The organism is Streptomyces sp. NPDC002867 (assembly GCF_053591895.1).
In genome coordinates, this window is sequence record NZ_JBSFUR010000011.1 from 76257 (window position 1) to 89484 (window position 13228).

General features: G+C 70.6%; 9 protein-coding genes and 1 pseudogene. 6 read left to right on the forward strand and 4 right to left on the reverse strand.

Annotated features, from left to right (window positions below; genetic code table 11):
- Positions 1-146 precede the first annotated feature (146 nt).
- The gene (locus ACWD0A_RS13740) at positions 147-1676 is read right to left on the reverse strand and encodes an aldehyde dehydrogenase (NADP(+)) (protein WP_451297695.1); all 1530 of its coding nucleotides are present in this window, start codon (positions 1674-1676) and stop codon (positions 147-149) included.
- Between the two features lie 169 nt (positions 1677-1845).
- On the opposite strand from ACWD0A_RS13740, the gene ACWD0A_RS13745 reads away from it, so the two are divergent.
- From ACWD0A_RS13745 to ACWD0A_RS13770, 6 genes and pseudogenes are all read left to right on the forward strand, one after another.
- On the forward strand, positions 1846-2616 hold the full coding sequence (locus ACWD0A_RS13745) for an IclR family transcriptional regulator (RefSeq protein WP_451297697.1): 771 nt from the start codon (positions 1846-1848) through the stop codon (positions 2614-2616).
- A 171-nt stretch (positions 2617-2787) separates the two neighbouring features.
- Positions 2788-3774 (forward strand): hypothetical protein, encoded by a 987-nt coding sequence (locus ACWD0A_RS13750; protein ID WP_451297699.1) that lies wholly within the window; start codon positions 2788-2790, stop codon positions 3772-3774.
- 56 nt (positions 3775-3830) lie between these two features.
- Entirely contained in the window at positions 3831-5075 is a 1245-nt protein-coding gene (locus ACWD0A_RS13755) for a sensor histidine kinase (RefSeq protein ID WP_451297868.1), read from the forward strand.
- Positions 5072-5728 (forward strand): response regulator, encoded by a 657-nt coding sequence (locus ACWD0A_RS13760; protein WP_451297701.1) that lies wholly within the window; start codon positions 5072-5074, stop codon positions 5726-5728. Before ACWD0A_RS13755 ends, ACWD0A_RS13760 begins: the two co-directional genes overlap by 4 nt.
- 102 nt (positions 5729-5830) lie before the next feature.
- Positions 5831-7279, forward strand: coding sequence for a peptidoglycan D,D-transpeptidase FtsI family protein (locus ACWD0A_RS13765; RefSeq protein ID WP_451297703.1), 1449 nt, complete (start codon positions 5831-5833; stop codon positions 7277-7279).
- A 138-nt stretch (positions 7280-7417) separates the two neighbouring features.
- A pseudogene (locus tag ACWD0A_RS13770) lies at positions 7418-8610 on the forward strand (MFS transporter).
- Positions 8611-8648: 38 nt separating this feature from the next.
- On the opposite strand, the gene ACWD0A_RS13775 reads toward ACWD0A_RS13770, so the two are convergent.
- Genes ACWD0A_RS13775 through ACWD0A_RS13785 form a run of 3 tightly spaced genes read right to left on the reverse strand, consistent with a single transcriptional unit; the run spans position 8649 to position 13167 of the window.
- Complete coding sequence (locus tag ACWD0A_RS13775; protein WP_451297705.1) at positions 8649-9620, reverse strand: antibiotic biosynthesis monooxygenase; 972 nt, start codon at positions 9618-9620, stop codon at positions 8649-8651.
- Positions 9617-12343 carry a molybdopterin-dependent oxidoreductase gene (locus ACWD0A_RS13780; RefSeq protein WP_451297707.1) on the reverse strand — a complete coding sequence of 909 codons (2727 nt, stop codon included), beginning with the start codon at positions 12341-12343 and terminating at the stop codon, positions 9617-9619. The genes ACWD0A_RS13775 and ACWD0A_RS13780 overlap by 4 nt, the downstream gene beginning before the upstream one ends.
- Positions 12340-13167: an FAD binding domain-containing protein gene (locus ACWD0A_RS13785; RefSeq protein WP_451297709.1), complete on the reverse strand. Its 828-nt coding sequence runs from the start codon at positions 13165-13167 to the stop codon at positions 12340-12342. The genes ACWD0A_RS13780 and ACWD0A_RS13785 overlap by 4 nt, the downstream gene beginning before the upstream one ends.
- Positions 13168-13228 lie beyond the last annotated feature (61 nt).

Sequence of the window (13228 nt, forward strand, 5' to 3'; positions counted from 1 at the left end):
CACGCGCGGTTGCCCGCATGGGCGGCGACCGCCGATGCGGCTGCCCGCCCGGGCGTCCTCGGCCGCCCGCAGGGCGCCGGGCTCGGCAGGGGCGCCGAGCCCGGGTGTCCGGGACCAGGTCCTGAATCAGCCCTCCGGGAGGGTGGTCAGTGCTCGGGGCGGCCGTCGACGCGCCGGGGCAGGCCGAGCGGGTTGTCGTCGCGAAGCTCCGGCGGCAGCAGCGCCTCGGGGGTCGTCTGGTACGTGACCGGGCGCATCCAGCGCTCGATCGCGGTGCCGCCGACCGAGGTCGAGGTGGAGGTGGTCGCCGGGTAGGGGCCGCCGTGGTGCTGGGCGGCGGCGACGGCGACACCGGTCGGCCAGCCGTTCACGAGGACGCGGCCGGCGAGCGGGGTGAGTTCGGCGAGGATCGAGGCGCCGTTGCCGTTGCCCTCGGCCTCCTCGCCGGACAGGTGGACGGTGGCGGTGAGGTTGCCGGGGAGGCGGGACAGGACCGCGGTGACGTCGTCGTGGCTGTCGTAGCGGGCGACGACGGTGACCGGTCCGAAGCACTCCTCCAGGAGGAGGTCGTGCGCACCGTCCGCGGCGAGCCGCGCGGCGGGGACGGTCAGGAAACCGGGGCTGACGGTGTGCTCGGAGCCCGCGCCGGGGGTCACGGGGGTCTCCACGTCCGGCAGGGCGGCGCGCTCGGCGACTCCGGCGACGAAGTTGTCGCGCATGCGGTGGTCCAGCAGGACGCCCGCGGCGGTGTCGCTCACCACGTCGGTCAGCGTCTTGACGAGCTGGTCCCCCGCCGGGCTCGCGGGCGCGAACACCAGACCGGGCTTGACGCAGAACTGCCCGACGCCGAGCGTCATGGAGCCCGCGAGGCCGGTGCCGATCTGTTCGGCGCGCTCGGCGGCGGCCGCCTCGGTGACCACGACCGGGTTCAGCGAGCCGAGTTCGCCGTGGAAGGGGATGGGGACGGGCCTGGCCGCCGCCGCGTCGAAGAGCGCGCGGCCGCCGCGTACGGAACCGGTGAAGCCCGCAGCCGCGACCAACGGGTGCTTCACCAGCTCGACGCCCGCGTCGAAGCCGTGGACCAGGCCGACGACCGTCTCGGGGATGCCGTGCCCGGCCGCCGCCCTGCGCAGGAGGGCGGTGACCAGCTCGGAGGTAGCCGGGTGGTCGGGGTGGGCCTTGACGACGACGGGACAGCCCGCGGCGAGGGCGCTCGCGGTGTCGCCGCCGGGCACGGAGAAGGCGAAGGGGAAGTTGGACGCGGCGTAGACGGCGACGACCCCGAGCGGCACCTTGTAGCGGCGCAGGTCGGGAACCGGCGGGGTGGCGGTGTCGTCCGGGTGGTCGATGATCACGTCGAGGAAGGCGCCCTCGTCGACGATGTCCGCGAAGGCGCGCAACTGGTAGCAGGTGCGGGCCAGTTCCCCGGTGAGGCGTACGGGGCCGAGCGCGGTCTCGGCGTCGGCCGCCTCGACGAGCCGGTCCCCCGCGCCGTCGAGGAGGGCCGCGGCGGTGCGCAGGAAGGCGGCGCGGACCGTGCGGTCGGCGAGTGCGGCACGGGCGGCGTGCGCGGCTCGTACCGCGGTGTCGACCTCCTCGGCTGTGGCTTCCACCGCAACCTGTTCGCGCTGCTTCCCGGTTCGGGGGTCGACACTCCAGACTTGTGCTGCTGCCACCGCGCATTCCTTCCCGGTCTCTGCCATCCCCCAGGATTTGTTCGGTATTCTGAACAGTGTTCCTGGTGATGAATCTTCTGGGGACTCTATTTCCGGGCGTTCCGCGGGGTCAAGGCGTTCCGCGCGGTCAGGACGGGTGCCGGAGAGCGGTCGAGAGGGGCGAAGAGCGATGTCAGCAGTCGATTCCGGTGGAGCGCAGGTCAAGTCCGCGGTGCGGACGGTCGAGTTGCTCGAGTACTTCGCCGGCCGCCCGGGCATGCACTCCCTCGCCGCAGTCCAGGAGGCCGTGGGCTATCCCAAGTCCAGCCTCTACATGCTCCTGCGCACGCTGGTCGAGCTCGGCTGGGTCGAGACCGACGCCACCGGCACCCGGTACGGCATCGGTGTGCGGGCCCTGCTGGTGGGCACCTCCTACATCGACGGCGACGAGGTCGTGGCGGCGGCCCGGCCCACCCTGGACCGGCTCTCCGACGACACCACGGAGACGATCCACCTCGGCCGCCTCGACGGAACCAACGTCGTCTACCTCGCCACCCGGCAGTCGCAGCACTACCTGCGCCCCTTCACGCGCGTCGGCCGCCGGCTCCCGGCGCACTCCACCTCGCTCGGCAAGGCGCTGCTCGCCACGTACAGCGACGAGCAGGTGCGCAAGATGCTGCCGGAGACGCTCGCGCCGCTGACCGAGCACACGATCACCGACCGCGAGAAGCTCATCGAGGAGCTGCACGTCGTCCGCGAACGGGGCTACGCGGTCGACCGCGAGGAGAACACCCTCGGTCTGCGCTGCTTCGGCATCGCGATTCCCTACCGCACGCCGGCGCGCGACGCGATCAGCTGCTCGGTGCCGGTGGCCCGGCTCACTCCCGCGCACGAGCAGATGATCAAGGATGCCCTCTTCGACGCCCGCGACCGCCTGACGCTGGCGACCAGGCGCCTCTGACACACCGGTCGGTGCGACGACCGGGTGACCCGGTGGGCGGGGCGGCGTCCTGTCCGTGCCCGGTCTCCGCCGTGCGGCGCGTCTCGCCGAGACCGGTCTCCGCCGTGCGGCGGAGGCGGATCGTCGCGACGCAGGAGGTGTCCGGGCGCCCGCGCCGAGAGTGTGGGGGTCATGACACCGACATCGCTCCCGGCTGAGGCCGACACCCTCCTTCCCGTACGGCGCAGCCCGCTGCGGTCCGCTCTGCGTGCCGTCGCGATCGCCGCCTGCCTGCCGTACCTGGGGCTCAAGATCGCCTGGATCTCCGGCAGCCGCATCGGCATCCCCGAGGGCAGCATCCTGCTGGAACACCCCGCGCTGATCGCCGTCGTCAACAGCGTCACCGTGCTGATGGACGCGACCGTCGTCGTCCTCGCGCTGCTGCTCACACAACCGTGGGGCATGCGCGTACGCGCCTGGCTGCTCGGCGTGCCGATGTGGGGCGCGACCGGGCTGCTCACGCCGATCATGATCGGCTTCCCGGTGCAGCTGGCGGCCTCCGCGGCGGGCGGCACGGCGACGCAGGACGCGGGCGAACCGTTCCTGGACGGCTGGGTGTTCAACGTCGTCTACGGCGGTTTCATCCTCCAGGGCCTCTCTCTCGGCACGCTCTTCCTGCTGTACGCCAGGGACCGCTGGAGCCACCTGTGGCAGGGGCGGGTGTGGGACCTGCCCTCCGCCGTGACGGGCCGGCCGGTACGCGCCCTGACCGTGGCCGGCGCCCTCCTCGCACTGTTCCCGGCCGTCATGCACGTGATGTGGGCGGCCGGATCGACCGTGGCACTGCCCGCCGCCCGCGTGGCGCAGCGCACGAGCGACTTCTGTGTCCTGGAGGGTGTGCGCGTCGCCTTCGTGGCCGTCGCCGTCGCCGGAACGCTGCTGCTCGCGTTCCGTGCCGCCCCCGCACTGCCGGTGAAGCTGCCGCTCGGCGCCGCCTGGATCGGGGCGAGCGGACTGGGCGCCTGGGGCGGCTGGCTGGCCACGACCGCCGCGATGCCCCAGTCCGATGACGCCGAGCAGACCACGGCCCTGCTGACGCTGACCTACGCTGGGGAGATGATCTCCGGCCTGCTGCTCAGCGCCGCCGTCGCCCTGCTGCTGCGCAGGCGCGGCGCGTGAGCGACCCGCTCGCGGCGGGCCGCGGAAGGAGCACCGGCGGGAGGGGGTCCGGCGGGATGTGGCGCGTCGTGCTGCGGGGCCTGTTCGGGAGGCGGGCGCGGCTCCGCTGGGTCCATCTCGTGCTCGGCGGCGCGCTGTTGATGCCGTTCTGGCTCGTCGGGACGACCGTGGTCGGGCCGCTGGGCGAGACGGGAAACCTCTTCACGACCTCGTTCGTCGTGCAGTTCGGTGCGTACCTCGTCGCCCTGCCGCTCGCCGCTGTCGCCGCGCTGCTGCCGCTGGCCAGACCGCTGTCGGTGGGCGTGGCCCGGGCGCTCACCGGGGTGCCCGCCGAGCTGTTCGCGGACGGACCCGCGCACAGCTGGGCCGCGCGCCTGCGCACCTCGGCCTGGTTCACCCTGCATCTGGGCATCGGCGCGCTGGTCAGCGGCGCGTCGCTCGCGCTGCCCCCGTTCGCGGTCACGCTGATCGTCGCGCCGCTCAGCCGCTCGGTGCAGGACTTCCTCCATGTGCCGTGGTCGATGCGCCCGTTCGACCGTCTCCTGCTGCTGCCGCCCGCGGGGTTCGCCATGCTCCTCGCCCTCGCCGCGTGCTCGGCGGGGGCCGGGGCCCTGCTCGCGCGCCAGGCGCCGGTGCTGCTCGGCCCGACCCCCGCCGACCGGCTCGCCGTGGCCGAGCAGCGGGCCGCCGAGCTCGCCGAACGCAACCGCCTCGCCCGCGAGCTGCACGACTCGGTCGGCCATGCCCTCAGCGCGGTGACCCTGCAGGCGGGCGCCGCGCGCAGGGTGCTGGATCGCGACGTGGAGTTCGTCCGGGAGGCGCTGACCGCGATCGAGGAGACGACGAGGCGCACCGTCGGCGAACTCGACGCCGTCCTCGGCCTGTTGCGGCAGGACGGAGAGGGAGCGGACCGCGCCACCGGTCCGACGCTGGACACGCTGGACGGTCTGGTGTCCCGCAGCGGGGTGCGCGTCGCCGTGCACACCGAGGGAGATCCGGCCTCGGTGCCCGCCCACGTCTCCCGCGAGGCGTACCGCATCGTCCAGGAGGGGCTGAGCAACGCCCTGCGGCACGCCGGGGCGGTCCCGGTGTCCCTGTGGATCGCCGTACGCGGCGAGGAGTTGGAGATCACGATGGAGAACCCCCTGCCCGACCGGGCTCCCGTGGCGCGCCCGGGCGGCGGACGCGGCCTGCGCGGCATCACCGAGCGCGCCGCGCTGCTCGGCGGCCGGGCGGGTGCCGGGCCGCGGGGCGCGGTGTGGCGGCTGTCGGCCCTGCTGCCGCTGGGAGCCGGCCGATGAGCGCGGTCCGTATCGCCCTCGCCGACGACGAGCGGATGGTCCGCACGGCGCTGCGCGTCATCCTCGACGCCGAGCCGGGCCTGGAGGTGGTGGGCGAGGCGGCCACCGGCGCCGAGGCGGTGTCGATGGTGCGCGAACGGCGGCCGGACGTGGTCCTGATGGATGTGCGGATGCCGGAGATCGACGGGATCCGGGCCACCGAGCAGATCCTCGGCACGATGGACTCGCCGCCGCGGATCGTGGTGGTGACGACCTTCGAGAACGACGCGTACGTGTACGACGCGCTGCGCGCGGGTGCGTCCGGGTTCCTGCTCAAGCGTGCCGCCGCCGAGGAGCTGGTGCAGGCGGTGCGGCTGGTCGCGAGCAGCGACTCGCTGCTGTTCCCCGCGGCGGTGCGTTCGCTGGCCGCCGAGTACGGCCGTCGCGCTCCGGCGGACCTGCCCGCCTGGGCGGGCCGGCTGACCGAGCGGGAGGCGGAGGTGCTGCGGCTGATGGCCACGGGCCTGACCAACGCGGAGATCGCCGGGCGGATGGGCGTGGGCGCGGCCACGGTGAAGACGCACGTGGCCTCGGTCCTCGCCAAGACGGGTGTGCGGGACCGTACGCAGGCGGTGATCGCGGCGTACGAGTCGGGGTTCATCTCACCGCGGTGACCGGACGGCGGGGCCGGTTCCCGAGAGGGCGCCGCATGAGGAAGTCCTGAGAAAACGGCATCCGCGGAACACCGGGCGGTCCGCCGCTCGTCCTCCCACGGGATGAACAAGACGATCAGGCGCGCCGCCGTCTTCAGCCTGCTGCTGGTCCTCGCCCTGCTGGTGCGGGCGACCTGGGTGCAGGCGTACGAGGCGAAGGCGCTCGCGAACGACGAACGCAACCGGCGGAAGGTCATCGCGCAGTACGCGCAGCCGCTCGGTGACATCATCGTGGCCGGCTCCCCGGTCACCGGCTCGGAGAGGACGGACAGCGGCGATCTGGCCTACCGGCGCACGTACACCGACGGCGCGCTCTACGCGGCCGTCACGGGTTACAGCTCGCAGGCGTACGGGGCGACCCAGCTGGAGGGCATCTACTCCGGTGTCCTGGACGGCACCGACGACCGTCTGAAGAACCCCCTGGACGCGCTCACGCGCGCGCACCAGGAGCCGGGTGACGTGCTCACGACGATCGACCCGGCCGTGCAGAAGGCCGGGTTCGAGGCGCTCGGCGACGCCAAGGGCGCGGCCGTCGCGATCGACCCGGAGACCGGCGAGATCCTCGGCATGGTCAGCACGCCCTCGTACGACCCGTCGTCGATCAGCGGCACGAACGACGGCGACACCTGGCGCACGCTGACGGCCGACGAGGACAAACCGCTGGTCAACCGCGCGCTGCGGCAGCCGCTGCCGCCGGGCTCGACGTTCAAGCTGGTGGTCGCGGCGGCCGCGCTGGAGGACGGCCTGTACGCCTCGGTGGACGAGCGGACCGAGAGCCCGGACCCGTACCGCCTGCCCGGCACGGTCACCGACCTCGAGAACGAGAACCCGTCCGCTCCCTGCGAGAACGCCACCATCCGCACGGCGCTGCAGTACTCGTGCAACAACGTCTTCGGCAAGATGGCGGTGGCCCTGGGGCAGGACAAGGTCCGGGCGATGGCGGAGAAGTTCGGCTTCAACGACGACGAGCAGGACGTGCCCGTGCGGGCGTCGGCCAGTGTGTACCCGAAGGGGATGAACGAGTCCTCGACCGCGCTGACGGGCATCGGCCAGTTCGACGTGACCGCGACGCCGCTGCAGATGGCACTGGTGTCCTCGGCCATCGCCGACGACGGGGTGCTGGCCTCGCCGCACATGGTCTCGAAGGTCGTCTCCGCCGACGGCGACACCCTCCGGTCCTACGAGGACGGTGAGGCGCGGCGGATCGTGTCGTCGTCGACGGCGGAGCAGCTGCGCAGCGCGATGGTGACGGTCGTCGAGGACGGCACCGGCTCCAACGCGCGGATCCCCGGCGCCGAGATCGGCGGCAAGACCGGCACCGCCCAGCACGGCGAGAACAACAGTAAGACGCCGTACGCCTGGTTCACCTCCTACGCCAGGTCCTCGGACACGGGCAAGCAGGTCGCGGTGGCCGTGGTGATCGAGGACTCGGGCGCGGAGCGCTCGGAGGTCAGCGGCAACGGCCTGGCCGCTCCGGTCGCGCAGAAGATGATGGAGGCGGCGCTGAGGTAGGCGGTGCGTCACTTCTGCGAGGGCTGTGACGGGGCTCGCGGAAGAGACGCCTACGGCGACTGCCCTATGTCGCAGGAGGGCCTCAGGTGTCACCGTGACCGCGGGGGCCGAGCGGCGGCCGGGAAGCGGAGGGCGTACGTGCGCTGGACGGGGGGAGCGGTGCTCCGTGACGGCACCGCGAGGCTGTATCTGTCCGGAGTGGTCGTCTCCGGTTTCGGCTCGTCCGCGATGTGGCTCGCCGCCGGAATCTGGGTCAAGTCGCTGACGGGGTCCGACTCCCTGGCGGCGCTCACGACGTTCACGATGTGGGCGCCGACGCTGATCGGCCCGCTGCTCGGCACGGTGGCCGACCGGTTCCGCCGCCGGCCGCTGCTGATCTGCTCGAACCTCGCGACGGCCGTCCTGCTGCTCCCGGTGCTCGCCGTGGACTCGGCGGAACGGGTGTGGATCCTGTTCGCGGTGCTCGTCCTGTACGGGGCGGGCTCGGTGGTGCACGACGCGGCCGAGGCCGGGCTCGTCGCGGCCGCCGTGGACGGCCGGCTCCTCGGCGACTTCAACGGCCTGCGGACGACCGCGAACGAGGGCATGAAACTGCTCGCGCCGCTGACGGGCGCTGCGCTGTTCACCCGCTTCGGGGGCCCCTCGGTGGCGGTGCTGGACATGGTGTCGTTCGCCGTGGCGGCGGGGATCTTCGCGCTGCTGCGGGTGCGCGAGGAGAAGCCGGTACGGCAGGCGGCCGGGGACGGACTGCTCGAAGGGGCGCGCCGGGTGTGGGTTCACCGGCGCTGCGGCCGCTGGTCCTCGGCGGTGCGGCGGCGATGGGGCTGGCAGGCCTGAACGGCGCACTGGTCTTCGCCGTGGCGGACACGGTGCTGGACCGCTCCCCCGCGTTCGTCGGCGTGCTGTACGCGGCGCAGGGCGTGGGCTCGGTGCTGAGCGGGCTGCTGGCGGGACCGCTGCTGCGCAGGCTCGGGGAGCGGGGCTTCGCGGCGGCCGGTGTCGCGGTGTTCGCGACGGCGGCCGCGCTGCGGATGCTGCCGTACGACACGGTGGCCCTGGTGTGCAGCGCGGCGATCGGCCTGGGGCTGCCGTGCGTGCTGATCGCGGCGATGACGGCGGTCCAGCGGGAGACGCCGGACACCGTCGTGGGCCGCACGGCGGCGACGGCGAGCACCCTGATGTTCGTCCCGAACGCGGTGACGCTCGCGGTGGGCGCGGGGCTGGTGGCGTTCCTGGACGTCCGCGCCCTGCTCCCCGCGATCGGCGCCCTCGGCCTCCTCACGGCCCTCCTCCTGACCCGCCGCACCCAGGACACCGGTGCGACGTCGTGATCTATGGGCGGGACCGATGGCACTCGGGCGTCGCCAGGTCAGGGCAGCGTCCAGATCTGGGTCGTCACGACGTAGAAGACAACGACCCAGAACACGGTCACCGCGGCCACGACGCCGAGGCCGACGAGGTTGGTCTTCGCCGCCGGTTCGTCCGGGGACGGCCGCAGCCACCGCTTGAGCAGCGGGTTCACGTAGTAGGGCATCGTGAAGAAGCTCATCACGAAGCTCGACAGCAGATTGCCCACCAGCAGCCCGAGCCAGAGCGGCATCCTCAGCGGCGACAGGACGAGCGTCAGCAGCACGACAGTCGGGTACAAGCCCACCCAGACCGCGATGGCGGTTTTGGTCTCCGAAGGCGGCGGCGCTTCCTTGCCGTTCTCTTCGAAGGCGAACCAGCTGCCGAACGAGTTGTCGATCGTGCGCAGTTTGAAGTCGTTGAACTTCTCGCCCTCAGCGAGGACTTCCCGCCGCTCGGTCGACGTCAGCCAGGCATCGAGATGTTCGGCGCTGTCGAATCGGTACAGCGTGGTCCATTCGTCCTGAAGTCCCTCGATCGGTCGGAAGACCTCGGTCCCGCGAAAGCCTTCGAAATTGCTCTCCTCCCGGCTCATGCGGCCCTGCCAGTCGAGAAATTCGTCGACGTGGTCCGGATGGACGCGGTGGGAGACCACAACGGTCACGAGCGGATCCGCCGGCTGCGTGCCACCGCTCACAACCTGCTGGGTAGCGGGACCGTCAAAGTATTTGCGGCCGGCATCGAGAAACCTCTGCCTGGTTGCGCTGTTGATCCACGCTTGCAGATGGGCTATCGAGTCGAATCGGTATACGACAACCCAGTCGGACTGCAGGGGTGTCGGCGGGGAGATCTCGGCGCCGAGGTACCCGGGATAGTCGGCGGCAGCGGCGTTGAGCTCCTCCTGCCACGTTTCGTACTCCTGCTCCAGGCCAGACAGAACCTTCTGGCCGATGATGGCCGTCGCAGCGGCTTCATCGAGCTTTTCTGTGTTCATGTGCTCAAGCCCGTCGGCGACGAATGGTATGCGGTGAGCCGGCTGTAGATCCGTTCCGGCGTCAGGGGCAGCGCACGGCAGCGGACGCCCGTGGCGTCATGGAGCGCGTTGGCCAGCGCGGGGGCTACCGGGTTGATGCAGCATTCCGCCATTCCCTTCGACCGCATGGGCCCAACGGAATCCGACGAGTCCACCAGGAGCACGTCGGTGCGGGGGATGTCGGCGTAGGCGGGGATGCGGTAGTTGCGGAAGTTCGGGTTGACCATGCCACCCTTCGCGTCGACATGGTAGTTCTCGGTCAGCGCGAAGCCGATTCCCTGGGCGACACCGCCTTCGACCTGTCCCCGGACCTGCGCGGGGTTGACGACTACGCCGGCGTCGGTCGCCTGAACGCTGTAAAGGATACGGATCTCACCCGTCACCCGGTGGACGGCGATCCGGAACCCCTGCGTATTGAAGGTGACGCTTCGGGGCGAGCCGTAGGCCTTGCGGGCGGCGGTGAACCGGATTCCGCGCGCTCGGGCCAGTGCGACGAGCTCGGCCAACGACACGCGCTGCTCGCCGCAGACGACGCCCTCGTCGTCCATCGAGCACATCACCACATGGACACCCGTGTGCGCGGCAGCGAATTCCAGGATGCGGTCACGTACCGCATTGGCCGCTCGAAGTACTGCGTTGCCCGCCACAAAAAGCCCAGCACTCGCAAAGGCGCCCGTGTCGAATCCCGTGCGGTCGGTGTCGGACTGCACCAGGCGAATCCGCGACGGCGTCGTGCCCAGCTGGTTGGCCGCGATCTGGACATGGGCGGTCGAGGTACCCTCGCCGAATTCCGCTGTTCCGACGGCCACCTCGTACATGAGGTCGTCACCAAGCGTGACCCAGGCTTCTGAGATGTGTTCGGTCGGGGGCGCGGTCTCGTGCAAGGAACTCGCGACGCCGGCCCCGACGAGCCACTCGGGCCCGGGGGACGGCTCACCGGCTGTACGGGCCATGGCCTCGTCCACGAGATCGATGCACTGCGCGAGCCCGTCCTCGGTGAACGTCACGTCGTCGGGCCCGGCATGCATGGCGACGAGCGGGTCACCCGGTCGCACGATGTTGCGTCGTCGCAGTTCGAGCGGATCGATGTGCAGTGCGCGTGCCAGTTCGTGCATGGCCGATTCCATGGCGAACGCCGGTTGCGTCATCCCATAACCGCGCAGTGCCCCGCTCGGAACGGTGTTCGTATAGACGGAGAAGCCGTCGTACTTCTTGTTGGGGCAGCGGTAGGTCATGACCGCGGCGCCGCCTGCGTACAGCGTTTCGCCGCCGTGGTTGCCGTAGGCGCCGGTGTTCGAGACATTGCGGACGTGGATCGCCGTGAGCGTTCCGTCCGCCTTCGCGCCGAGCTTGACCGTCAATGTCATCGGATGCCGTGGCGAGGCCGTGGTGAACTCCTCCTCTCGGGTGTACTCGAAGCAGACAGGCCGCCCGGTGTCCAGGGTGGCGAGCGCGACCAGATCCTCCGAGATCACTTCCTGTTTGCCGCCGAAGCCACCGCCGACGCGTTTGCAGAACACACGGAGCTGGTCCGGGCGCAGCCCGAACAGATACTCGAGTTTGACTTTCGCGATCGAAGGCGACTGCGAACTGGTGCGGACGTTGAGACGACCGTCCTGCATCCAGGCGATCGAGCCGTGCGTCTCGAGATGCGCGTGCTGCACGCGGGGTGACGAGTACGTGCCTTCGTGGACCACGTCGGCCTCGGCGAACCCTGCGTCGATGTCGCCGATGTGCGAGTGGACCTCGAGCAGGATGTTGCGCACGGGATCGCGGACGAATGGATCGTGCGTATCGTGCAGTTGGGGCGCCCCCTCGGCCATCGCCTCTTCGGGGTCGAATACCGCCGGCATCGACTCGTACTCGACGACGACCCTTCGGCAGCCCTCTTCTGCCGCCCCGACCGTGTCGGCCAGGACCGCGACGACGCGTTGGCCGACGAAACGGACCGTGTTGTCGAGGACGAAGGTGTCGTCCGGATCGACAAGATGGTCGGTGTGGATCGCCGTGGTAAAACGCTTGCGCGGCACATCTTCCCAGGTGTAGACCCGATGCACACCGGGAACCGCGAGTGCCGCTGACTTGTCGATCGAGACGATCCGGGCATGCGCGTGTGGTGAGTGCAGCACTTTGAGGTGCAGCATGCCTTCGATACGGGTGTCCATCGTGAACTCGGCGTGACCGGTTACCACGTCGTTCGCTGCCGGCGCACTGACGCTCGCCCCGACGGCCTTTCCCGGCGCGGCTGTCTCTACGCCGACGACGCCCTTCACGGCATCCTCGATCCCCCGATAGCCGGTGCAGCGGCAGAGGTTGCCCTTCAACGACCGTGGCAGGTCCGCTTTCTGGGCCTCGGTGAACGTCGCCGACGTCATGATCATCCCTGCGGTACAGAAACCGCACTGGAACCCCGGGGCGTCGCGGAACTGCCGCTGCATCGGATGCAGGTCGCCGGGTGATCCGAGGCCCTCGATCGTCGTCACCTCGCGGCCGTCCGCGCGGAAAGCGGGGGTGATGCAGCTGTGTACGGGAATGCCGTCCAACCACACCGTGCACGCGCCGCAATCCCCTGCGTCGCAACCCTTTTTGACGCCGTAGTGGCCGAGCGAGCGGAGGAAGGTGCGCAGGCACTGGCCGGGGTCTGGTTCTTCGTCGAAGATGTTGCCGTTCACGATGCAGGTCATGCCGGACCTCCGGCGATGAGTTCGCGACGAATCTCTTCGGCGAAGTGCTTCGTCAGGTGGCGACGGTGGTCCGGGGTCCCGTTGGGATCGGCGAACCAGACGTCGGCGGGGATGACGTCGATGCTCTCCTGCAGAGTCCGGGCATCGGGCATGGTGTCGAAAGCAATGCGCACGGGCCGTGCGGTGCCGGCTGTGACGGTGAGCAGCAGGTCGCTCGTTCCCGGCGTCTGCGTACCGATGAGGAATACGGTCGAACGGCCGAGGCGGGTCAGCGTGAAGCGGCGGTCCGCGGTGCGTTTGCGCAGGGCGCGCGCCGGAATATCGATGCGCCGCAGGACTTCTCCGGGAGTAAGAATGTTCCGATGGTCTCCGGTCACGAAGTCGAGGGCATCGACAATACGCGTGGACCCGTCAGGGGCCCACAGCTCGTACTTCGCCTCGAGTGCGACCGTCAGCGTGATCATGGGGCCGGCGGGCAGAGACATGCAGATATTGCCGCCGACGGTCGCCGAGTTCCAGACTTTGAACGAGGACAGGAACGCCTCGCAGCTTTTCGCGAAAAGGGAGCCCGCGATCCAATCACCTTGCGGCTCGAAGGCACGCAGGTCGCGGATGGTGCATGTCGCGCCGATTTCGAGGCCCGCGTCGCTGGGGACCAGGGGGTCCCAGCGCAACGCTGTCAGGTCGATCAGGCGGCGCAGGTTCGGCTGTTCGGCGGAGAACAGCCACGTTCCGCCTGCGAGCCAGGCGTCACCTTCTCGCCAGTCCACGCCTGGCCGATCGGGCGGCCGCCGGATGACTTCGGTGATGGTGTTGAGATCCATGGGAACTGATCTCCCTCACGACGGCAATCGTGCGACGGACCGCCTACTGCAATGGATCGAC